Source organism: Streptomyces cylindrosporus, from assembly GCF_022698165.1.
GTDB classification, from domain to species: Bacteria; Actinomycetota; Actinomycetes; order Streptomycetales; family Streptomycetaceae; genus Streptomyces; species Streptomyces cylindrosporus.
Window position 1 is genome coordinate 315,900 of record NZ_JALDAY010000003.1, and the last position, 22,287, is coordinate 338,186.

The 22,287-nt window shown below is 72.0% G+C and carries 19 protein-coding genes; 9 read left to right on the top strand and 10 right to left on the bottom strand.

Annotated elements, in window-relative coordinates; genetic code table 11:
* The first annotated feature begins 1 nt into the window (after position 1).
* A complete protein-coding gene (locus tag MQP27_RS10840; protein ID WP_242764341.1) occupies positions 2-1,243 on the top strand; it encodes an endonuclease/exonuclease/phosphatase family protein in 1,242 nt (413 codons plus the stop codon).
* Here MQP27_RS10840 and MQP27_RS10845 read toward each other — a convergent pair whose 3' ends face one another.
* From MQP27_RS10845 to MQP27_RS10865, 5 genes are all read right to left on the bottom strand, one after another.
* On the bottom strand, positions 1,244-2,014 hold the full coding sequence (locus MQP27_RS10845) for an ABC transporter ATP-binding protein (protein ID WP_242764343.1): 771 nt from the start codon (positions 2,012-2,014) through the stop codon (positions 1,244-1,246).
* The gene (locus tag MQP27_RS10850) at positions 2,011-2,916 is read right to left on the bottom strand and encodes an ABC transporter permease (protein ID WP_242764345.1); all 906 of its coding nucleotides are present in this window, start codon (positions 2,914-2,916) and stop codon (positions 2,011-2,013) included. Before MQP27_RS10850 ends, MQP27_RS10845 begins: the two co-directional genes overlap by 4 nt.
* Positions 2,913-3,719, bottom strand: coding sequence for an ABC transporter permease (locus MQP27_RS10855; protein ID WP_242764347.1), 807 nt, complete (start codon positions 3,717-3,719; stop codon positions 2,913-2,915). The genes MQP27_RS10850 and MQP27_RS10855 overlap by 4 nt, the downstream gene beginning before the upstream one ends.
* Positions 3,720-3,783: 64 nt before the next feature.
* A complete protein-coding gene (locus tag MQP27_RS10860; protein WP_242764349.1) occupies positions 3,784-4,761 on the bottom strand; it encodes an ABC transporter substrate-binding protein in 978 nt (325 codons plus the stop codon).
* Positions 4,762-4,817: 56 nt separating this feature from the next.
* Positions 4,818-5,681 (bottom strand): TIGR03619 family F420-dependent LLM class oxidoreductase, encoded by an 864-nt coding sequence (locus MQP27_RS10865; protein WP_242764351.1) that lies wholly within the window; start codon positions 5,679-5,681, stop codon positions 4,818-4,820.
* 110 nt (positions 5,682-5,791) lie between these two features.
* Between MQP27_RS10865 and MQP27_RS10870 the strand changes: the two genes are divergently transcribed.
* Complete coding sequence (locus MQP27_RS10870) at positions 5,792-7,054, top strand: cytochrome P450 (protein ID WP_242764353.1); 1,263 nt, start codon at positions 5,792-5,794, stop codon at positions 7,052-7,054.
* A 23-nt stretch (positions 7,055-7,077) separates the two neighbouring features.
* Here MQP27_RS10870 and MQP27_RS10875 read toward each other — a convergent pair whose 3' ends face one another.
* Together MQP27_RS10875 and MQP27_RS10880 are read right to left on the bottom strand one after the other, a co-directional pair.
* A complete protein-coding gene (locus MQP27_RS10875) occupies positions 7,078-8,256 on the bottom strand; it encodes a damage-control phosphatase ARMT1 family protein (protein WP_242764355.1) in 1,179 nt (392 codons plus the stop codon).
* A gap of 689 nt (positions 8,257-8,945) precedes the next feature.
* Entirely contained in the window at positions 8,946-9,593 is a 648-nt protein-coding gene (locus MQP27_RS10880; protein ID WP_242764357.1) for a ScbR family autoregulator-binding transcription factor, read from the bottom strand.
* Between the two features lie 513 nt (positions 9,594-10,106).
* Between MQP27_RS10880 and MQP27_RS10885 the strand changes: the two genes are divergently transcribed.
* Positions 10,107-11,036: a lytic polysaccharide monooxygenase auxiliary activity family 9 protein gene (locus MQP27_RS10885; protein ID WP_242764359.1), complete on the top strand. Its 930-nt coding sequence runs from the start codon at positions 10,107-10,109 to the stop codon at positions 11,034-11,036.
* A gap of 33 nt (positions 11,037-11,069) precedes the next feature.
* Here MQP27_RS10885 and MQP27_RS10890 read toward each other — a convergent pair whose 3' ends face one another.
* Positions 11,070-11,723 (bottom strand): Tat pathway signal sequence domain protein, encoded by a 654-nt coding sequence (locus MQP27_RS10890; RefSeq protein WP_242764361.1) that lies wholly within the window; start codon positions 11,721-11,723, stop codon positions 11,070-11,072.
* A 667-nt stretch (positions 11,724-12,390) separates the two neighbouring features.
* Here MQP27_RS10890 and MQP27_RS10895 point away from each other — a divergent pair.
* Both MQP27_RS10895 and MQP27_RS10900 read left to right on the top strand, forming a co-directional pair.
* Entirely contained in the window at positions 12,391-13,044 is a 654-nt protein-coding gene (locus tag MQP27_RS10895; protein ID WP_372511157.1) for a DUF6230 family protein, read from the top strand.
* Positions 13,044-13,553: a DUF6114 domain-containing protein gene (locus MQP27_RS10900; protein ID WP_242764365.1), complete on the top strand. Its 510-nt coding sequence runs from the start codon at positions 13,044-13,046 to the stop codon at positions 13,551-13,553. The genes MQP27_RS10895 and MQP27_RS10900 overlap by 1 nt, the downstream gene beginning before the upstream one ends.
* Positions 13,554-13,681: 128 nt before the next feature.
* Here MQP27_RS10900 and MQP27_RS10905 read toward each other — a convergent pair whose 3' ends face one another.
* Together MQP27_RS10905 and MQP27_RS10910 are read right to left on the bottom strand one after the other, a co-directional pair.
* Complete coding sequence (locus MQP27_RS10905) at positions 13,682-16,561, bottom strand: HAD-IC family P-type ATPase (RefSeq protein WP_242764367.1); 2,880 nt, start codon at positions 16,559-16,561, stop codon at positions 13,682-13,684.
* The gene (locus MQP27_RS10910) at positions 16,521-16,880 is read right to left on the bottom strand and encodes an ArsR/SmtB family transcription factor (RefSeq protein WP_242764369.1); all 360 of its coding nucleotides are present in this window, start codon (positions 16,878-16,880) and stop codon (positions 16,521-16,523) included. The genes MQP27_RS10905 and MQP27_RS10910 overlap by 41 nt, the downstream gene beginning before the upstream one ends.
* Before the next feature lie 315 nt (positions 16,881-17,195).
* On the opposite strand from MQP27_RS10910, the gene MQP27_RS10915 reads away from it, so the two are divergent.
* The 4 genes from MQP27_RS10915 to MQP27_RS10930 all read left to right on the top strand — a co-directional run bounded on the left by MQP27_RS10915 (position 17,196) and on the right by MQP27_RS10930 (position 22,286).
* Positions 17,196-17,993: an SAM-dependent methyltransferase gene (locus tag MQP27_RS10915; RefSeq protein WP_242764371.1), complete on the top strand. Its 798-nt coding sequence runs from the start codon at positions 17,196-17,198 to the stop codon at positions 17,991-17,993.
* A 263-nt stretch (positions 17,994-18,256) separates the two neighbouring features.
* Positions 18,257-19,267 (top strand): substrate-binding domain-containing protein, encoded by a 1,011-nt coding sequence (locus MQP27_RS10920; RefSeq protein ID WP_242764373.1) that lies wholly within the window; start codon positions 18,257-18,259, stop codon positions 19,265-19,267.
* A 164-nt stretch (positions 19,268-19,431) separates the two neighbouring features.
* A complete protein-coding gene (locus MQP27_RS10925) occupies positions 19,432-21,840 on the top strand; it encodes a sensor histidine kinase (protein ID WP_242764375.1) in 2,409 nt (802 codons plus the stop codon).
* Positions 21,841-21,854: 14 nt separating this feature from the next.
* Complete coding sequence (locus MQP27_RS10930) at positions 21,855-22,286, top strand: roadblock/LC7 domain-containing protein (protein ID WP_133041600.1); 432 nt, start codon at positions 21,855-21,857, stop codon at positions 22,284-22,286.
* Position 22,287 lies beyond the last annotated feature (1 nt).

A 22,287-nucleotide genomic window follows, 5' to 3' on the forward strand; every position in this document is an offset into this window, starting at 1 on the left:
GATGAACCACCACACCAGAAGCCTCTCCCGCCGTACCGCACTCGCCTCGCTCGCCGGGGCGGCGCTGGCCGGCACCGCGGCCCTGCCCGCGGCGGCGGCCGAACGGCACGGCCGCAGCGTCCGGTTCGCCACCTTCAACGCCTCGCTGAACCGTTCGACCCAGGGCGCCCTCGTCACGGACCTGTCCACGCCGGACAACCAGCAGGCGAAGAACGTCGCGGAGACCATCCAGCGGGTCGACCCCGACGTGCTGCTGATCAACGAGTTCGACTACGACGACCAGGGCGCCGCGGTCCGCCTGTTCCTGAAGAACTACCTCGCCGTCGGACAGAGCGGTGCCCGTCCGATCCACTTCCCGCACCACTTCACGGCACCGGTGAACACCGGAGTGCCCTCGGGCGTGGACTTCGACGGCAAGAACGGCGTGGTGACGACGCCCGGTTCGGACGCGTACGCGCAGGACTGCTTCGGCTACGGCTTCTTCCCCGGGCAGTACGGCCTGGTGGTGCTCTCCAAGTTCCCGCTCGCCGCACGGGCGGTGCGCACGTTCCAGAACTTCCTGTGGAAGGACATGCCGGGGAACGTGATCCCGCCCGGCTACTACACCGACGCGGCACTCGCGGTCTTCCGTCTGTCCTCCAAGAGCCACTGGGACGTGCCGGTGCGCATCGGCCGCGAGACGGTGCACTTCCTGGTGTCGCACCCGACGCCGCCCACCTTCGACGGCACCGAGGACCGCAACGGCCGGCGCAACCACGACGAGATCCGCCTCTGGGCCGACTACATCGGCGGCCGGCACCGCAGCGCCTACCTGTATGACGACAAGGGCATGCGGGGCGGACTCCACCCCGGCGAGCGGTTCGTCATCGCGGGCGACCAGAACGCGGACCCGCTGGACGGCGACAGCTACGACCACGCCATCCGGCAGCTCCTCGAACACCCCGCGGTGCGCCTGCCGGCCACCCCGCCGGCCAGCGCGGGCGGCGTGGAGGCGGCGCGGGTGCAGGGCGGCGCGAACATCGGCCAGAAGGGCGACCCCGCCTACGACACGGGCGACTTCAGCGACACCGCGCCGGGCAACCTCCGCGTCGACCACATCATCCCGTCCAAGGGCCTGGTCCCCGGGGCGAACGGCGTCTTCTGGCCGACGTCCGACGACCCGCTGTACCGCCTCGTGGGCGACGGCAGGACCGTGGTGACCTCGGACCACCGGATGGTGTGGCAGGACATATGGGTGAATTGATCAACCCGTCGGGTATCCCTGAGCCCCTCGCACCGCCCGCCCCACCTCCGCCCTGAGCTCGACGAACTCCGGCAGGCCCCGGGTGCCTATCTGGTCGCGCTTTCCCGGGAGTTGGACCGGGAGGTCGAGGACGACACGGGAGCCCGGGCCCGGCGAGAGGACGACGACGCGGTCGCCGACGTACACGCTCTCGTCGATGTCGTGGGTGACGAAGACGATGGTCGCGCCGTCGGTGCGGTGGACCTCCAGGAGGAGGTCCTCCAGGTCCTCGCGGGTCTGGGCGTCCAGGGAGCCGAAGGGTTCGTCCATCAGCAGCAGCGAGGGGCGGCAGACCAGGGCGCGGGCGATGGCGACGCGCTGCTGCATGCCGCCGGACAGCTGCCAGGGGTGGCGGCAGCCGGCGCCGTCGAGGCCGACGCGCTCCAGGATGCGTTCGGCCTCGGCGCGGCGCTCGGCCCTCGCGAGTCCGCGGCGGCGCAGCGGCAGGGCGACGTTGTCGCGGACGGTGAGCCAGGGGAAGAGGGAGCGGCCGTAGTCCTGGAAGACGACGGCGAGTTGGTCGGGCACGCCGGTGACCGGGGTGCCGTCGACGGTGACCGTGCCCTCGCTCGCGGGCTGCAGTCCGGCGACGGTGCGCAGGAGGGTGGACTTGCCGCAGCCGGACGGGCCGACGACGCACAGGAGTTGGCCGTCGGGGACGGTGAGGTCGATGCCGTGCAGGACGAGGTGGTCGCCGTAGCGCTGGCCTAGGGCGTCGAGGCGGAGGGTCACGGTGTCGTCCTTCCCCGTCCGATGAGGCGTCTTTCGACCGCCAGGAGGGCGGTGTTGAGCAGGTGGCCGAGGACGCCGAGCAGGAGCAGGGCCGCCCAGACGGTGAGCAGGTCGGAGCGGGACTGGGCGTCGGTGAGGGTGAAGCCGATGCCGTCGGCGGTGCCGGGCAGGAGTTCCGAGAACACCATGAGGATGAGGGAGAGCGACAGGCTCAGGCGGAGGCCGGCGAAGATGCGGGGCAGGGCGGAGGGGAGCAGCAGGAAGCGGAGCCGTTCCAGGGGGCCGAGGCGGAGGACGGCGGCGACGTCGATGCGGAGGGGGTCGGTGTTGCGTACGCCTTCCGCGGTGTTGATGAGCACCGGCCATACGGCGCTGAAGGCGATCGACGTGATCTGCATGGGCGTACCGAAGTCGAGGACGACGACGAGGACGGGCACGAGTGCCGGGGGCGGTACGGCCCGGGCGAACTGGAGCACCGGGTTGCACACGGCGTACGCCCACCGTGACCGCCCGACGACGACGCCGGCCGCGATCCCGCCGAGGGCGGCGATCCCGAACCCGGCCGCCATGCGCCCGAGGCTCGGCAGCACGTCCTCGAAGGCGGCCGAGGTGAGGAACAGGTGCCGGACGGGGCCGGAGAACCACAGCTCGTAGGCGCGGTGGGCGATACGGCTCGGGGGCGGGAAGTAGACGCTGCCGTGGGCGTCGGCCGCCAACTGCCAGGCGGCTAGGGCGAGTAGGAGGACCAGAAGGCGGAGGAGGAGGTGGGAGGGGTGCGCGTCGCGGGCGGAGGTTGCCGACGGGGCGGATCGGTCGGGGCGGTGGGACGAGAGGGCCGACCTTGCGGGTGTCGGGGTGCGGGCGTCATCCGGTGCCCTGCTGTCCTTCTGCCCCTCGCTCACGCCCCGCTCCCCCGTCGCTCCGGTGTCCAGGGGAACAACCGTCGTTCGCACCACACCAGTACGCCGTTGATGACCAACCCCAGCGCGCCCGCCCACACCACTCCCGCGAGGACGTCGCGGGTGCCGTCGGTGGCCAGGCTCGCCTGGGCCATGAAGATGCCGAGGCCCTCGCCGAAGCCGGAGAGGAGTTCCGTGGCGACCGCGAGGATGAGGGCGATCGCGGCCGAGATGCGGATGCCGGCCGCGATGAAGGGCGCCGTGGCGGGGAGTTCGACGCGGAGGAGGACGGACGGCCGGCCGAAGCCGAAGGCTCGCAGCGTGTCCTTGGCCAGCGGGTCCGTCTCGCCGAGGCCGTAGATCGTGTTGAAGAGGACGGGCCAGACGGAGGCGTACGTGATCAGCGCGACCTCGGTCTCGGTGCCGGTGCCGAGGAGCAGCGAGACAAGGGGGATCAGCGCGACGGAGGGCAGCGGCCGCAGGAACTCGACGATCACACGGACGGCGGAGTCGACGACCGGCAGGCTGCCGAGGAGCAGACCGACGGGCACGGCGATGACGACGGCGAGCCCCAGCCCCAGCGCCCAGGCCCACAGGGTGGCCCCGACCCCGTCCAGGAAGGACCGGTCGCCCGCCAACTCCGCGGCGCGGGCGAGGACTTCGGAGGCGGGCGGCAGGTAGCTGCGCCGGACGAGCCCGGCCCGCCCGACGATCTCGCAGACCCCGAAGGCCAGTACGACGCCGAGCAGGCCGAGCCCGTACTCCTGACGTCGTCGAAGCCGCGTCGGCCGCCCGGGCCGGTTCACGCCCTCGCGCCGCACCGGCCGTCCCCGCGAGGTCCGCCGCCGCTCCCGGGCCAACCCCGCCGCCTCACTTGACCAGCAGGGTCGCCGGATCGATCGACGACTTCAACAGTCCCTGGTCCTCCATGAGTCGGGTCAGCCGCCGCAACTGTGCCGCGTCCGTCGACGTCGGATAGGCGGGCAGACCGATCGTCTGCGCCTGCTCCGCCGTCACCTTGGTGTACTTGGGGAGTTCGTCCCGTACGGCCGAGGGCTCCGTGGCCGCGATCTTCGACGCCGCCTCGATGGCGCGCCGGAACGCCGCCGCCGCCTCCGGATGGTCCGTGGCGAACTTCTTCGTGGTGACGTACCCGCTGATGGGCAGCGACTGGACCGGCGCCGACCCGCCGTCCATCAGCACCTTCGCCTTCAACTCCCCCTGGATCGCGCTGTCGAACGGCTCCACCGCGTGCACCGCGTCGACCTGTCCCCGCTCCAGCGCGGGCCCCATCTGCGGGAAGGCGATCTGCCGGTAGACGGGCCGGCCGACGCCCTGCTTGTCGAGGATCGCGTTGAGGGTGAGGGACTGGATGTTGTTGAGGATGTTGACGGCGACCTTCTTGCCCGCGAGATCGGCGACCGTCTTGACCTTCGAGTCCTCGGGGACCAGTACGTCCATCATGTGCGGTGCGGTCCGCACCCCCTCGGCGAGGATGCGCAGGTCGAGCGTGCCCTTCTCGTCGGCCTGCAGGAAGGTCACGTAGTTCGCGCTCGCGATCACGTCGACCTGCCCCTTGGACAGCGCGGGCAGCGCCTGGATGCTCTGCTGGACGGGCTGAATCGTGACGTCCAGGCCCTCCTTCTCGAACAGCCCGCGGTCCCGCGCGATGTACAGGGCCGCGGAGTCCGTCAGCGGCAGCGCGGCCACCTTGAGCTTCGTCCTCCCGTTGCCCGCGGAGTTCGAGGAGCCCCCGCCGTCCTCGCCGCACGCGGCGAGGAGCAGTGTCAGGGCGGCCAGGACGACCGCCGGTTTTCCGATTCCCGGCCGCAATCGACGTAACGCCATGCGGGCATGACTACCAGCATTTTGTCATGATCACCACAGGCTGACCGGCCGGGACCTCAGTCTTTGGAGAAATACGAAAGGATCTCCTCCGCCGTCCACGCGAGCCCGTCGGCGACCGCCTCCGCGGCCAGCGGAAGCCACAGCGAGCACACCGAGAGCCCCGCGTCGGCCAGCGCACCCAGCTCGTCCCGTACGCTCTCGGCGCTCGCCCCCGGCCCGCCCAGCGGCCGCCCCGGCCCCTGTACGGCGGCTTCGAAGCCCGGCGGTACGAGGAAGGCGCCCGCCGTCAGCCTCAGCGTCCCCGGATCGCGGCCCGCCGCCTCCCCGAGCACCCCGAGCCTCTCCCGTACGGCCGTGAGCCCGGCGGCGTCGAGGCCGGAGCCGTGCCAGGCGTCGCCGTACCGCAGTGCCCGGCGCAGGGCCGCGTCGCTCTGCCCGCCGATCCACAGCGGCGGCCCGCCCTCGGTGCGCGGCCGCACCCCGAGCCGTACCGCCCCTTCGTCCCGCCACAACTCCCGTACCGCGGCGAGCTGTTCGTCGAGCCTTCGACCGCGCCCCGCGAACGGGACACCGACGGCCTCGAACTCCGTCGCGTCCCATCCGGTGCCGATCCCGAGCGTGAAGCGGCCGCCGGAGAGGCGGTCGAGGGTGGCGGCCTGGTGGGCGACGAGGAGCGGGTTGTACAGCGGCAGTACGAGCACGCTGGTCAGCAGCCCGATGCGCTCGGTCGCCCCGGCCACGGCGGCCAGCGTCACCAGCGGGTCCGGGGTCACGCCCGTGTCGCCCGCCACCGCGTGGCCGCTGACGAAGACGTGGTCGAAGCCCAGCGCCTCGGCGGTGCGGGCGGTTTCCAGGATGCCGTCGACCTCGTCCTCGCGGGCGGGCCACAGGCGGTGCGGTGCCACTCCGATGCGCAGCATGTCGCGCGGTTCCCTTCGTCCGGCGGTGCCGAATCCGACACGGTGGCCAACACTCGCCCGCCGCCGCGCGTTCCCTTGTCCGGGCCGGGGCGCCGGGTCACCGTGGTCGCATGAACGTACGCGAGGCTCCGCCCGTCCCGGACGTCTTCGATCCGCGGCGGTACGCCGCCCGGGTGCCGCACGACTCGTACCGCGTCCTGCGCGACCACCATCCGGTGGCCTGGCAGGAGGAGCCGGAGGTGCTGGGCTGGCCGGCCGGGCCCGGGTTCTGGGCGGTGACCCGGCACGCGGACGTCGTGCAGGTGCTGAAGGACTCGGCGACGTACTCCTCGTGTCTCGGCGCGACCCAGATCCGCGATCCCGACCCCGACGACCTGCCGTTCATCCGGCGCATGATGCTCAATCAGGATCCGCCGGAGCACGGCCGGTTGAGGCGGCTGGTCAGCCGGGCGTTCACGCCCGGGCGCGTCGACCGGTTCACCGTGCTCGCCCGGGAGCGGGCCAGGACGCTGCTCGCCGAGGCCCTGCGAGCGGCCTGTGCCGGTGACGGCACCGTCGATCTCGTCGCCGCCGTCACCGACGACTACGCCCTGCTCAATCTCGCCGACCTGCTGGGTGTCCCGGACGGCGATCGCGGTCTGCTGCTGCACTGGACCCGGCGGGTCATCGGCTACCAGGACCCGGACGAGTCCGGGCCGTCCGTCCTCGACGCCGCGGGCAGACCGGTCAACCCCCGCTCCCCCACCGCCCTTCGGGACATGTTCGGCTACGCCCAGCAGTTGGCCGCGCACAAGCGCCGCCACCCGGCCGACGACGTGATGACCACTCTCGCCCAGGATCCCGAACTCACCGACGCGGAACTGGAGATGTTCTTCTTCCTGCTCACCGTCGCGGGCAACGACACCGTGCGCAGTGCCGCTCCGGGCGGCCTGCTCGCTCTGGCGGAACACCCGGAGGCGTACGAGCTGCTGCACTCAGGGAGGGCCGAACTCCCCTCTGCTGTCGACGAGTTGCTCCGCTGGCACCCGCCCGTCCTCAGCTTCCGGCGCACCGCCGCCAAGGACACCGAGCTCGCCGGCCGGCGCATCCGGGCCGGGGACAAGGTGGTCGTCTTCCACGCCTCGGCCAACCGTGACGAACGCGTCTTCGCCGACCCGGACCGCCTCGACCTCTCCCGCACGCCGAACCCGCACGTCTCCTTCGGGGACGGACCGCATGTCTGCCTGGGCGCGCACTTCGCGCGGTTGCAGTTGCGGGTGTTGTACGCGGAGGTGCTCCGGGCGTTCCCGGAGCTGCGGACGGCGGGTCCGGCCGGGCGGCTCGTGTCGAACTTCATCAACGGGATCAAGTCGCTGCCGGTGCAGGTGGATTGAGTGGGTTGAGGGGTCCCGGGCAGCTACGGCCGCACCTGGATCAACGCGTGCGTGCCGCCCGTACGCCAGCGCTGACCCTCGGCCGCCACCAGCGCGGCCTCCGTCTCCGTGTCCAGGCCTGTGATCACGTCGGACTTCAGGGTGCGCAGGGCGGCCACCGGGCCGGGGAAGTGGGCGGTGACGTCCGCGAAGGGTGTGGTCGGGGGCCAGAGGCGATCGCCCACCAGGCGGCGGTAGTTGAGGTCGCCCTTCACGATGGTGAGCGTGGCCGTGGCGAGTTCCGCACGCAGGTCCGTGGGGAGGTGCGCGAAGGGCAGGGGTGCGGCGGCGAAGGGGTGGGCGCGGATCGTGAGGCGGCCGTCGGTCGCCGCCGACCAGAGCGTGCGGCCGTACGAGGCCGCGGCGCCCGGGGCCGAGACGAGCCGGCGCAGGGCGTCGACCACGTCGGCCGTCGTGGCGTCGGAGACGTAGTAGGGGTACGGCTTGACGTGCAGGACAGCCCGTTCGACGTGCCCGTGGTCCAGGAGGTGGGCGACGAGGAGCAGGTCGGGGACGAGTTCGCGGCCGGCGTTGTCGGCGACGAGGTGGAGGGTGCCGGCGCCGGCGGGCGGGAGCAGGGACCAGAGGGTGTCGCTGTCGTCGGCGACCAGGCCGGGGGCGGCCTCCTTGCTGTCGGCGCTCGCGTCGGAGAGACGGAAGCCGAGGTCGGCGCGGTTGCCCCAGAGGGAGCCGTGCAGCAGGGCGCGGGCCCGGTCGGCGGCGGGCAGGTCGGTGAGGTCGTCGAGGGCGGCGAGTTCCGCGTCGGTCTCGGGGGCGTCCAGTTCGGCGAGTTTGAAGGGGCGGAACGGGTCGATGCCCTGCCAGGGGCCGGGGGTGAAGTAGCCGACGGCGTCGAGGAGCCGGCGGTAGAACCAGGACTCCGACCAGAGCCAGGGGATGTCGTACCAGGAGCGCCCGGTGTACTCGGCGAGGCCCCACTCGGCCCATAGGTCCCGGTCGTGCGCGTCGGCGGGGAGCGGTTCGATCGTGCCCTTGGTGCAGTTCGCGAGCAACGCGTCGAGCGCGCCGTGCCGGTCGGGGCCGTACGGGAAGGCCTCCCGCACCTGCCGGATGATCGCGGGATGCCGCTCGGCGAGGACACCGCGCGGAAAGGAACCCGGTTCGTTGCCGAGGATCACGGGCGCGGTCGGGGTGTGGGGCATGGGGCTCACGGTATCGCGGGGGCCCGCCGATCCTGATCTCCGCCGGATCGGGGGGTGCCGACCGCCCCTGCTCTTCACCGGACCGCGGGCGCCGGCCGCTCCTGAACTCCGGCGCATCGCGAACGCCGCCAATCCCGATCCCCCGCCCATCACGGACAGCGTCCGCCGCTCCTGAACCCCGGCCTATCGCGGCACCGGCCACTCCCGATCCCCGCCAATCACGGCACCGGCCAATCCCGATCCCCGCCTATCACGGGCGGCGTCCGATCCCAATCTCCGGCGCATCGCGGGTCCTCCGCTCCTGAACTCCGGCGCATCGCGAACGCCGCCAGTCCCGATCCCCACCCACCACGGGCGCCAGGCGATCCCGATCCCCCGCGGAGCGCGATTCCGCCACTCCTGAACTCTGGCGCATCCCAGGCGCCGCCAATCGCGATCCCCGCCCACCACGGGCGCCAGCCAATTCCAATCCCCCCACCTATCCCGGGCGCCAGCCAATCCCACTCCCCCGCCTACCGCAGGTCCCCCGCTCCTGAACTCCCGCGCACCCCGGGCGCCGCCAATCCCGACCTCCCACCCACCGCAGGCGTCAGCCGCTCCTGAACCCCAGCCCATCGCGCGCACCGGCCGATCCCGATCCCCCGCCCGTCGCGGCCACCCGTCGGCCCCCGGCCCCCGCGCCCCGCGCTTCAGACCGTTCTGATCTCCCGCTCCAGGTGGGCGGCCAGGTTGAGGTAGCGGGCGCGGCGGGTTACCGGGACCAGGCCGCGGATCATGACGTGCCACATCTCGGCGACACGGCGGGGCTGACGGGCTACGGGCTCCAGGGTGCGGCCGACGACGCGGGTGCCGACGAACCAGCTGACGAGGGCGTGTGCGGTGGCCTCTATGTCGATGTCCGGGTGGACGTCGGACTCCTTGACGGCGCCGTGCAGTTTGCGGATGGCAATGTCCCGCCACTCGGTGAAGGGGTGGGCGAGCGGGGGCCGCACCTCCACCGGGCCGGTGGCGAGGCGGAGTCCGGCCCGCTGGATCGGGCCCTCGACGGAGAGTCGGGAGATGCCGAAGGTGAGCCGCATCAGCGTTTCGAGGGAGGAGTAGCCGCGGGCGTCCAGCTCGCTCGCCACCTCGCGCGAGGCGCGGGACTGGAGTTCCATGATGGCGTGCGCCAGATCCTCCTTCGCCGCGAAGTGGAAGTAGAGCGCACCCTTGGTGACCTGGGCGTGCTCGACGATGTCACTCAGGCTGGTCGATTCGTAGCCGTGACGGTCGAACAGGTCTGCTGCGGCTGTGATGATCGTCGCGCGGGTCTGCTCGGCCCGTAACTGCCTCGCCATCGACTGGACTCTCCTGGGACCGGAACCGAACACTCGTAGGAAGGAATTGAACCCCCCTGGACTGGAAAGAACGACCGCTGCCGCCGACTTCTCACTCCCCGTACACGATATCTCACCGTCCGGCGGTGCCGAGGGTGACCGTCGAAAACGCCCAAGGCCCTTGTGGCAGAAGGGACTTGGGCGTCGTCGCCGAGGGGGCCGCTCGGCTGCGGCCGGAAGCAAACAGGACGCTCGGTATTCATCCGCCGCCGAGCCCGGGAACGGTGGGTGACCGAGGACACGTGTAACCCTCCCTCCACCCGCGAGCGCAATTGGCAGACCAGTCAGCGGCGTTGATCCGTACCCGTGTGCGTTAGCGTACGAGGCAACCGATGGGCTTTCAATGCGACGTGGGGGACAGCGCCCGCGTCCCGCGCGGCGGGGACGTCGAGTGTCACGTGGTGAACGCGCGGGGCCCGTTCTCCGTACTGCACGGGAGCACCCCGTAACCCCGTCGGCCGAGGAGGCCTCCGGATGTCCCGGAAGACCGCGCACCGCACCGCCCTGGCGGCCGCCCTCGTCACCCCGTTCCTGCTGCCGCTGTGGGCGGCGGGCACCGCGCAGGCGCACGGCGCGCCGACGGATCCGGTCAGCCGGGCGTACGCCTGCTCCCCCGACGGCGGCGCGAACGCGAAGACGGCGGCCTGCAAGGCGGCGGTCGCCGCGAACGGCCAGCCCTTCACCTTCTGGGACAACGTGCGGGTGGCGGACGTCAACGGCCGGGACCGGCAGACGATTCCGGACGGGAAGCTGTGCAGCGGCGGCCTGCCCGCCTACCAGGGCCTCGACCTCGCCCGCGCCGACTGGCCGGCGACGAACCTGACCCCGGGCGCCACGCTGACCATGAAGTACGCCTCGACGATCCCGCACACCGGCACGTTCAAGCTGTATCTCACCAAGCCGGGCTACGACCCGACGAAGCCGCTGACCTGGTCCGAGCTGCCGGCGCAGCCCTTCGCGTCGGTCAAGGACCCGGCGCTGACGAACGGCGCGTACCGCATCACCGCGAAGCTTCCGTCGGACCGGACGGGACGCCAGGTGCTCTACACGATCTGGCAGAACAGCAGCACGACGGACACGTACTACTCCTGCTCGGACGTGGTGTTCCCGGGTGGTGGCAAGGAGGGTGGCGCCGAGCCGTCCGCGTCGGCCGCGGCGGGCAAGGAGAGGACCGCGAGCGGCACCCCCTCCCCGACGGCCGAGAAGAGCCGCGCCCAGGCCTCGCCCGCACAGCAGAAGTCGGCGGAGGCGACCGCGGCGCCGTCGAACCCCGACAGCACTCCGGTCGCCTCCACCGAGAGCGCCGGCTCGGGTCCGTCGGCGCCGTTACTGGCGGGCGGCGCCGCCGCCGTGCTGGTGCTCACCGGCGGCGCCGCCCTGGCTCTGCGACTGCGTCGACACTGATCGGATCGACGCCGAACCACGCTTCTACGAGGGTCAGTTGACGTAGACCGTCGCGCCGTTGTCGGTCACCGGGGCGTACTTGGCGGTGAAGTACCCCGCGCTGAAGCAGAGCGACGAGCCGGACGTCTTGGTGAACGCCTGGTTGGTGAAGTTGATGCTGGCGTCGTCGTTGCTGGTCGTGCCGGTCAGGCTGGCGGCCTGGTAGACGCAGGTGATGCTGCCCAGCAGGGTGGTCAGCTTGACCGTGGTCTGGATGGTGGAGCCGCTCGCCGGGGTGACCGTGAGGGTGCCGTCGGAGGCCACGGTGGTGGTGTACGGCAGGTTGTCGACCGTGATGCTGCTGACGCCGAGGACACCGACGACGTTGCTGGTGCAGCTGCTGCTGTCGAAGGTCTGCGCGCCGACCGACTCGGTGGCCGTACCCGGCGCCGCGGGGTTGTCGGTGACCGTCGCGGTGAACGTCGAGGACGTGCACTTCACGCCACTGGTGCCGGTCGCGCTGGAGTACAGGGTGGCGCTGGTGCCGCTGGCCAGCGGGGCGGTCAGGACGTCGCCGACCGCGACCGCGGTGCCGCCGACCGAACCGGTGGTCAGGACCGGGGTGTCGGCAGCCGAGGCGGGGACGGCGGCGGGGATGGAGAGGGCGGCGACGGCGCCGACCAGGGTGAGGAGGGTGCGAGTGCGCATGCGTGAGTACCTCTTTCGAAGTGGGGGGTCTGAGGGTCGGTGGAACGAGAGGGCCACAGAGGGCGCGTGGACGCCGAGGGGCGTCCGCCGTTGCCGGCCCGTGACGCCTTCTCCGTACGCCACGGGCCGGCGACGACGACCCGCCGGTGACCGGCCGCAGACCCGTGGGGGGAGCCGTCGGCAGGCCGGGCGGGGCAGGCGGCCCGGCGCGGACCAGGGGGGAAGTGCCCGTGCCGGGCCGTGGAGGGTGTGTGAACGAACGGCGATGCGCCCGCGTTGGACTACAGCGGTCCGGGAGACGCGAACGGTGCCGCGTGGCTTGATCCGGCGCCACGGATCGGGGGAAAGCCAGGGGCAGTTCTAGACCTGAGTGTCCGTCAACGTCAAGGCATCGAAAGGGAGTTGACGATCGTTCAAGAGCCCCGCTCGCTCCCGCCTCGGCGTTCGCGGCACAGCCGGTACACAATCAACATCCTTTTTTCACAACTCCCTTGACCCATAAAAGTAACCACGGGTAACTTCCCCCACGGCTACTGCTGAGTACGGAGAAAGCCCTTGCGTCCGCCGGGAGTCGTGAGGTGTCCGTACCGCCGCAGTTCCGCTGTCCGCGCCAGGACAACGTGCCGCTGATGCCCAACCCGCACTGACTATGCACATGGGAGCAGAAATGGCCTCGTCCGCCGACCAGACCCAAGGGAACCCGGAAAGCGGTTCCTCAGCCGACCCCGCCAGAGCCGGGCGGGTCCGGCTTCGCCGTGCCGCGGTGATGGCGGTGCCCGCCGTCGCCGTCGCCGCCGGCCTCGCGATCATGACCGCCGAGGGAGCGCTGGGCGTCTCCTTCTCGATCTCCGGAATGCCCTTCACGGTCACCGCGAAGTCGCTCGACGGCACCGGATTCGAGCAGTTCGGCGGGCTCGACAGCATGATCGACAACAGCCCGAACCAGGGCGACACCGGCGGCCAGGTGCTGATCGTCACCTCCGCCATCAAGAGCGCCACGCTGGACAGCCTCTGCCAGAGCGTGGACCTCGGCGGCACCAACCTGCTCATCAAGGCGGGCAGCGGCTCGTCGAAGGTGCAGGCGACCGATCTGACCACCGACTCGACCGAGTTGTCCGGTGACGCCTCGTTCAACAACATCGAGATCGGCAACGACGCGAGCACGCTCACCAAGGCGGGCGTCAAGGGTCCGAAGGGCGTCTTCAGCCAGCAGGCCGACACGGTGCACATCGACAACCTGCGGCAGACCAACTACGCAACCACAGCTGGGGTGTTCAAGCTTCCGGGCCTGAAACTCAGCTTCAGCGACTCGGGTTGCTGATGTCGGGCTCCCCGAAGCAAGGCGTGCGGCCCGCCTTCCACGACTGGCGGGCCGCTCGGCCGTTCTGGGGCGGGCTGCTGCTCACCCTCGGCGGGGCGGAGATCCTGCTCACCGAGAAGGCCTCGCTCAAGGTGATCATGCACATCGGCATGCAGGGCCTGGCTGGCTATCTGCTGCCGGGAGTGATGGTGCTGTGCGGACTGCTGACACTGTTCAGCCCCGGGCAGCGGCTCTTCTACTCGATCATCGGCATCTGCGCCTCCCTCGGCTCCTGGGTCACCTCCAACCTCGGCGGCTTCTTCATCGGCCTGCTCCTCGGAGCGGTCGGCAGCTGCATGATCTTCGGCTGGCTTCCCGACCAGGAGCCGCGCGTGAGCCGGAGACAGCGGAAGAAGGCGGCACGGATGGAGACGGCGGAGTCGGCGGAGACGGCGGGGGCGTCGGAGACAGCGGAGGCCGCTGGTTCCGACGGGGCCGCCGCGGGGACGGCGGAGGCCGTTCAGCTGTAGGCCGGTTCGGCTGATTCGGCCGGGCGCGTTGGTTGTGTGCTTCGGGCCGGCCCGCTGGGGTTCGTGCGCCGCTTCGCGCGGGCCGCGGATCCGGCGGGCCGGCCGAACGCCGTTGTGCCGTACGCCCGTTACCGCCGTCGTCGCTCGTACCACGCCCTGGCCGCGAGCAGGGCGAGGGCGTACAGGCCGAGGACGACGGTGAGCAGGAGGTGGTACGCGGCGGGCAGGGTCGTCATGCCCAGGGCCGCGCCCAGCGGGGTCGGCGGCAGCAGCAGGCCGACGGTGGCGAGGGCGGCGGCCGCCCAGCCGAGCGGGCCCGGCGCACGGCCCTCGGCGAGGCTGCGGCCGGTGCGCAGGAGCAGCATCACCAGGGCCTGGGTGAGCAGGTTCTCGGTGAACCAGGCGGAGTGGAAGACAGACTGGTCGTCCACGGCGTCCGGGCCGCGCGGGGAGAGCGCGAGGACGCCGAAGGTGGCGAGGTCTGCGACGGCGTTGAGCACACCGAACCCGGTGATGAACCTGAGGAACGCCCGGGGGCGCAGTCCCGCGGGGCGGCGCAGTGCCGCCGGGCCGGGGTGGTCGTAGGCGAAGGCGAGCTGGGCCGCGTCGAAGCAGAGGTTCTGCACGAGGACCTGGGCCGGGAGCATCGGCAGGAAGGGCAGCAGCAGGCCCGCCAGGAGCATGGCGAGGACGTTGCCGAGGTTGGACGACAGGGTCACGCGCAGATACGAGGCGATGTTGCCGCTGCTGTGACGGCCGGCGGTGACGGCATGCCCGATCGCGGTGAGGTCCTTGGCGGCGAGCACGACGTCGGCACTCTCCCGGGCGGCGTCCACGGCCCCGCGCGGCGCGATCCCGACGTCGGCGGCCCGCAGCGCGGGCACGTCGTTGACGCCGTCCCCGAGAAACCCGACGGTGTGCCCGGCACCCCGCAACCGGGCGACGACACGGGCCTTGTCCTCGGGCGTACAGCGGGCCACGACGACGGTCCCGCCCAGGGGCGCGGCGCCAAGGCCCCGGCCGGCCTCCGCACGGCTGTTCGCGTTGGCCTCCGCGCCCCGGCCCCCTCCGCCTCTCGCGTGGCCACCCGCAGGGGGCTCCACGCCGCAGCCTTCACGGACCTCCGCGTGCACACCTTCACAGGCCTGCACGTGCCGCCCCCCACGGACCTCCGCGTGCACACCTTCACAGGCCTGCACGTGCCGCCCCCCACGGACCTCCGCGTGCCCGCCCGTCGCCGCTCCCGGTCCGTCCTGCTCCGCTCCCGCGAAGAGGTCCGCCGCGGTCCGTACCTCCCCCGGCTCCACCCCCAGGTCGCGGCAGGCGCGGGCCGCCGTCGTCGGGTGGTCGCCCGTGAGGATCTTCACCGTGATGCCGAGTGCGGCGAGGGTGCGCAGGGCCTCGGTGGCCGTGGGGGCGGGGGCGTCGTGGAAGGCGATCAGGCCGCGGAAGGTGAGGCCGGATTCATCGGCGGGCGCGTGGTCGCGGGGGCGGGCAGGGCGTTCGGCGGTGGCGAGGGCGAGGAGCCGTACACCGGTCTCGGCCTCGCGCGCGGCCAGCGCGAGCAGGCGAGCCCGTTCCGCCGGCTCCGGCCGGCACTGTTCCAGTACGTCCTCCACGGCACCCTTGACGATCACGGTGTGCGTGCCGAGGCCGGGGCCCCGGACCACCGCGGTGGCGAGGCGCCGTACCGGGTCGAAGGGCGCCGCGCCCACGCCGTCGTACTCCTCCCCGACCGCTCCCGCCGCCTCCAGCAGTGCCTCGTCGAGGGCGTCCGGGGCGGGCAGTTCGGCGAGCTGGAGAGTCCACCAGGCGCCGACGGCGGCCCAGCGCAGCACGTCCGGGTCGTCGTGGCCGGCGGCGTCGAGGGAACGTACGACCACCGGACGGTCCTCGGTGAGGGTGCCGGTCTTGTCCACGCACAGGACGTCGACCGCGCCGAGGTCGTGGAGGGCGGGCAGCCGTTTGACGATCACGTCGTGCTCGCGGGCGAGCCGGGCGGCGCCGCGGGCCAGACAGCTGGTGACGATCACCGGCAGCATCTCGGGCGTCAGCCCGACGGCCACCGCGACGGCGAACGGCAGGGTCTCCAGCCCCCGCCCGCGCAACGCGGCACCGGCCATCAGCACGAGCGGCGGCGTCAGCAGCATGAACCGGATCAGCACCCAGGAGATCCCGTGCACGGAATCGTCGAAGGCGCTGGAACCGGCGGTGCGTGGCGACGCGATGCCCGCGGCCGGTCTCCGGAGCCGGTGGCGCGAGCGCCCCGCCGTCGCCTGCGGATGTCCGTACGCCGCCGCCAGTCGCGTCCGCGCACCTGTTTCCAGTACGACCGCGGTGGCGCTGCCGGTCGCGACGCCGCTGCCCTGGAAGCAGAGGTGGGGCTCGGTGAAGGGGCCCTCGGCGCGGGGGGCGGGCAGGTCGGGGGTGTCCGTGGCGGTCTTGGGGACCGGCGCCGTCTCCCCGGTCAGCGCGGCCTGGTGGACGGTGAGGCCGCGGGCGCGCAGCAGCCGTACGTCCGCGGGGACCAGGTCGCCCGGCCCGAGCCTGATCACGTCGCCCGGCACCAGTTCGGCGACGGGGATCTCGCGGGGCGTCTGTCCCCTCTCCCCGCGCCGCAGCACCGTGGCCGTGCCGGCGACGAGGGAGCGCAGTGCCGCCATGGAACGGTCGGCCCGGTGCTCCCCGCTCGCCCGCAGCACACAACTGACCGCGACCAGCGCGAGGATCACCGCGGCGGTGCCCCAGGACGCGACGGCGGCCGAGACCAGGCCGAGGCAGAACAGCACGGCGGTGAAGGGGTCGCGCAGTCCGCGCACGCTGCGCCGGGCCCAGGAGGGCGTACGCAGTTCGGGGATGACGTTCTCGCCGGCCTCAGCGAGCCGGGCCGCGGCCTCGGCGTCGGTCAGCCCGCGCAGGCCCGTGTCGAGCCGGCGCAGCACCTGAAGGTGGGTGCCGGAGCCGGGCTCAGAGGCCACGGAGGCGGGGCGAGGGGATGGCGTCGGCATGGTCGGAGAGCCGGCCCACCATGAGCCGTACGACGTCCACGACGGCCGCCTGGTCGTCGGGGTCGACGAAGTACACCTGCCGGCGGCCCTCGCGGCGGGCGCGGACCAGGCCGGCCAGTTTCAGCTTGGTCAGGTGCTGGCTGACGGCGGGCAGCGCGCCGCCGACCCGTTCGGCGAGGCCGGTGACGTCGCTCTCGCCCTGGGCCAGCGCCCAGACGATGTGCAGCCGGGCGGGGGAGGCGAGCAGCCCGAAGGCCGCGGCCGCGCGGTCGAGCACGTCGGCGGAGGGATCCTCGAAGCCACTGCCGGCTGCCGCCACGGTTGTCGCCCTCCTTGTCCGGAATGCCCTCTCGCGCACTCGGCGCACGCCGTCCTGCGGGCCGCACCAGTCTAGAGGGGGCGGGAGAGGAGGAACCGCTCCGCGAGGGGGAGCGCTGCGGGCAGGAAGGCACGGACCGGGAAGCGGGCACGGACGAGGAGAGCGGGGCGAGCTCGCCTCGGGCCTGGAGACGCGAGGATGGGCGCCTGCTCGGCGTCTCCGCGACGGTCGCGTCCGGCAGGTTCATGCGGCCTGCCATCGACGTCATCCAACTCTCTCCGATTAGAAGGGAGTTGAGGATGGGATGGGAGATGCATGGAGAGAGACATCGACACCGGTACGGCGCACGCCGCGCGGATCTACGACTACATCCTCGGCGGCAAGGACCACTACCCCGCCGATCGGGAGGCGGGCGACGCGATGTGCCGGGAGTGGCCCGCGCTGCCCGTGCACATGCGGGCCAACCGCGACTGGATGCACCGCGCCGTGCGGTGGCTGGCGGAGGAGGCGGGGATGCGGCAGTTCCTCGACATCGGCTCCGGGATCCCGACCTCGCCGAACATCCACGAGATAGCGCAGGCGGCGGCGCCCGCGTCGCGGGTCGTGTACGTCGACAACGACCCGCTCGTCCTCACGCTCTCCGAGGGGCTGCTGAACAGCACCCCGGAGGGCAGGACGGCGTACGCCGAGGCCGACATGCGTGATCCGGCGGCCATCCTGGACTCCCCCGCCTTCCGCGACACCCTCGACCTCGGCGAGCCGGTCGCGCTGACCGTCATCGCGATCGTCCACTTCCTGCTCGACGAGCACGACGCCGTCGGCATCGTCCGCCGGCTGCTCGAACCGCTCCCGTCGGGCAGCCACCTGGCGATGTCCATCGGCACGGCGGACTTCGCGCCCGAGGAGGTCGGCCGGGTCGCCCGCGAGTACGCGGCCCGCGACATGCCGATGCGGCTGCGCACCTTCGCGGAGGCCGAGGAGTTCTTCACGGGCCTCGATCTCGTCGAGCCGGGCATCGTGCAGGTCCACAAGTGGCATCCGGACGGCAGCGGGACGGAAGCCGTCCGCGACGAGGACATCGCGATGTACGGGGCCGTGGCGCGCAAACCGTGAAGCCGGGGAGCGGGGAAGCCAGGGAGCCGGGGAGCCGTAAGTCTTCTTGTCGACTTCCGGCACGTCCTGCTGATCGGAATCATCACGATGCGGGAGCAGTAACTCACTTAAAGTGGCTACCTCACTTGACTACCGGCGGTCACACGCGATTGGCTCCGGCCAGCGAGAGTCACCCGGACGGCGTACGGTGCGTCGGACGGCGTCCGGAGGGCTCGACCGCGTCGTTCCGCCAGCTCGGCCGCACAGCGAGGTGCCGCACCCTCATGAACACTCCTCCCCCACCTGCCGCCCCCCGCAGACCGGTTCGCACCGCGGCCCTGGCCGTGGCCGGTGTGCTGCTCGTGGCGGCCTGTTCCGCGTCCGGCGGGAACTCGGACACCACCACGGACTCCGTCGGCAAGGCGAGCGGGGCCCGGTACCGGATCACGATGGTCACGCACGGCGCGAAGGGCGACGCCTTCTGGGACCTGGTGCGCAAGGGCGCCGAGGCGGCCGCCGCCAAGGACGGCGTGGCGCTGACGTACGCCAGCGACTCGGACGGGGCCGGTCAGGCGGAGCTCGTGCGGGACGCCGTACGCGACAAGGTCGACGGGATCGCGGTGACCCTCGCGAAACCGCAGGCCATGCAGGGGCCGATCGCGCAGGCGAAGGCGGCCGGCATACCCGTGGTCGGGCTCAACTCCGGGATCGAGTCCTGGCAGCCCGAGGGGCTGCTGGAGTACTTCGGCCAGGACGAGAGCGTCGCCGGGCAGGCGGTCGGCGACAAACTGGACGAACTCAAGGCCAAGCACGCCGTGTGCGTGATCCACGAGCGCGGCAACGTCGCCCTGGAGGCGCGCTGCGCGGGCGTGAAGAAGACCTTCGGCGGGCAGACCGAGAACCTGTACGTGGAGGGCACCGACGCGGACGCGACCACCGCCGCGATCACGGCCCGGCTGCGGCAGGATCCGACGATCGACGAAGTGGTCACCAACGGCGCGCAGTTCGCGCTGATCGCCGTCAAGTCGGTGAAGGCGTCCGGCAGCAGCGCCAAGGTCGCGACCTTCGACCTCAACAAGGACCTGGTCAAGGCGGTGCAGAGCGGCGCGGTGCAGTTCGCGGTCGATCAACAGCCGTACCTTCAGGGCTATCTGGCGGTGGACGGATTGTGGCTGTACCGGACGAACGGAAACATCAGCGGCGGCGGGGTGTCCCCCGTGCTCACCGGGCCGGCCTTCGTGACGAAGACCAACGTGGCCGCGGTCGCGAAGTTCGCGGCGGGCGGTACCCGCTGAGCGCGCGGCGGGCGACAGTTCGTCCATCACTGTCGCGAAAGATTCGATGACCCGTGGCACGTGCGGTCACTTGTACGGATAGCATCCTGTGCACCCCTTCTCTCCCCGCTCACGGCCACCCCCGTTCCCCCTCTCCACTCAGCTGATCGCCTCCTAGGACGACGATGTCTCCACGGACACGTGCCCGGCGCCGTCTCGGCTCCATCCGTCTCTCACTGATCCTGCTGGCGCTGGTTCCCAGCGTCACCCTCGCCGCCATGTGGGGTGTGACGACGACGCAGATCTTCGCCGAGGGGCTGCGGCTGCGCTCGCAGACCGAGCTGAGCCGGTCGACCGGTGCGATGGGCACGGACGCCACGCTCGCGCTGCAGCGGGAGCGCAGTCTGTCGGCGGCCTGGCTGGCCCACGACCAGCGCGGCTCCAGGGCCGCGCTGGACGCGCAGCGCAAGGAGACGGACAAGGCGGTCGCCAAGCTGGTCGGGCAGTCCGACGCGATCGACAAGGCGCCCTCGCGGATCTCGGACCGGCTGTACTCGGTGCTCGGCTCGGTCGGCAGCCTGGAGTACTACCGCGGTCAGGTGGACGACCCGACCAACATCAGCGCGGCGCAGGCACTGGGCCAGTACAGCTCGATCATCGACGACCAGATCCACGCCTTCGAGGAGCTGTCCCAGGTCGACGACGGCGACCTCACCTCGCAGGCCGGCCCGCTGGTCGCCCTGGAGCACGCGGCCGAGCTGGTCGCGCAGGAGGACACCCAGCTCACCCTGGCGTGGCCGGCGGGACAGTTGAGCGCGAAGGACTGGACGGCGTTCTCCCAGCTGGTCGCCACCCGGCGCTGGCTGGTCGAGGACCAGATCGAGCCCTCGCTGCAGGGCAGCGCCAAGACACAGACCGAGCGGATCCTGCAGAGCCCCGAGTGGCAGAGCGTCCAGGACGTCGAGGACCGGGTGCTCGCGGCCCGGCCGGCCGGCAGCGGCGGGAAGGTCGCGCTGCCCGATCTGCGCAAGCAGTGGGCGACCGCCTTCGCACAGGTCGGCGACGAGTACGGGCGGATGATCCAGGACCAGACCTCGGACCTGCTCGACCGCAGCGCCGACAAGGCGCACAGCCTGCTGATCACCGCGGCCTCGCTGAGCGCGGGCGGCCTGATCGCGCTGCTGCTGTGCGTGGGGATGTCCTGGCGGATCACCCGCTCGCTGTCCCGGCGGCTGCGCGGGCTGCGCGAGGCCACGCTCAGCCTGGCCGAGGAGCGGCTGCCGGACGTGGTCGCCCGCCTCGACCGGGGCGAGAAGGTGGACGCGGACCTCGCGACCCCGCCCCTCGACTACGGCCGCGACGAACTCGGCCAGGTGGCAAGGGCGTTCAACAAGGCGCAGCGCACCGCCGTGCACACCGCGGTCGAACTCGCCGACACCCGGCGGGGTTTCCAGAAGGTCATCCTGGGCATCGCCCGGCAGAGCCAGAACCTGGTCAACCTCCAGCTCACCAAGCTGGACGCGCTGGAGCGCGAGCACACCGACCCGGACGTCCTCAAGGGCCTGTACGAACTGGACTCCACGGCCAGCCAGTTGCGCCGGTACGAGGAGAACCTGGTCATCATCAGCGGTGAGCAGCCGCGGCGCAGCTGGCAGGAGCCGGTCGCGCTGATCGACATCCTGCGCAGCGCGGTCGGCGAGGTCGCCGAGTACAAGCGCGTGGAGGTCAACACCCACGAGGACGTGTACCTGGCGCCGCCCGCGGTGGCCGACGTGATCCATCTGCTGGCCGAGCTGATCGACAACGCGACCGCCTACTCGCCCTCGCCGGCCCCGGTGTCGGTGCGGGCCGCGATGGTCGCCCGGGGGCTGGCCGTGGAGATCGAGGACCGCGGGCTCGGCATGACGGAGGAGGACTACGCGGCCTTCAACGCCCAGTTGGCGGTGGAGCCGCAGTTCGACGTGGTGGCGCTCGCCGACGACCTGCGTCTGGGCATGTTCGTCATCGCCCGTCTGGCGACCCGGCACGGCATCACGGTGACGCTGCGCCCGTCGCCGTACGGCGGAACCTCGGCGATCGTGCTGCTGCCGCACGACATCGTCGTACGGGATCTCCCGGACCTGCCCGGCGACACCGCCCAGGCGCCACCGCGGGAGCCCGCCCCGCCGCGGCCGGCCGACGAGCCCGCGCTCTCGGCGCTCGCGGCCCGGCTGCGGGAATCGCTCGACGAGGGCGGACAGGGCCGCGCGGAGGAATCCAGACGGACGGGCCGCCACGCGGCGGGACGTACGCGGGGACTCGCCCCGCTGCCGCGCCGGGTCCCCCAGTCCAGCCTCGCCGCCGAACTCCTCGAAGGCCCGCCGGGGAGCGGGCAGAACGGTTACGACGACGGTTTCACCGCCGAGCGCGCCGCCTCCTCGCTGGGCGGGTTCCAGCGCGGCACGCTCCGGGCGCGTGACGAGGAGGCCCGACAGCAGTACGACCAGGAGGAAGCATCCGCACCGGACGACCCGGGCGCCCGGCATCCCGCCCCCGGCACGGACGTCCCCGCCACAGGCACCACAGTCCCCTCGCCCCCGCCCGCCGACCGCTGACGAAGGACACCGCCATGACACGCCCCATCCCAGCCACTCATACCGCGCTGGATCAACTACTGACCGGACTGGTGGACCGGGTCGCCGAGGTGAACCACGCCGTGGTGCTCTCCGAGGACGGCCTGGTGGTGAGCAAGTCCACCGGGTTCCTGCGCGACGACGCGGAGCGGCTGGCCGCCACCGCGTCCGGGCTGATGAGCCTCAGCAAGGGGGTGAGCATGGACTTCCGCGGCGGTCCGGTGCGCCAGGCGCTGATCGAGATGGCCCACAGCTATCTGATCCTCACCTCCGCGGGGCCCGGCGCCCATCTGGTCGTGCTGACCAGCCAGGGCGCCGACGTGGGTGTGGTGGCGTACCAGATGAACATGCTGGTGAAGAAGATCGGCGAGCACCTGAGCGCGGCGCCACGAGCCGGCATCGGCCCCACCGTCGATTCCGGCGCGTGAG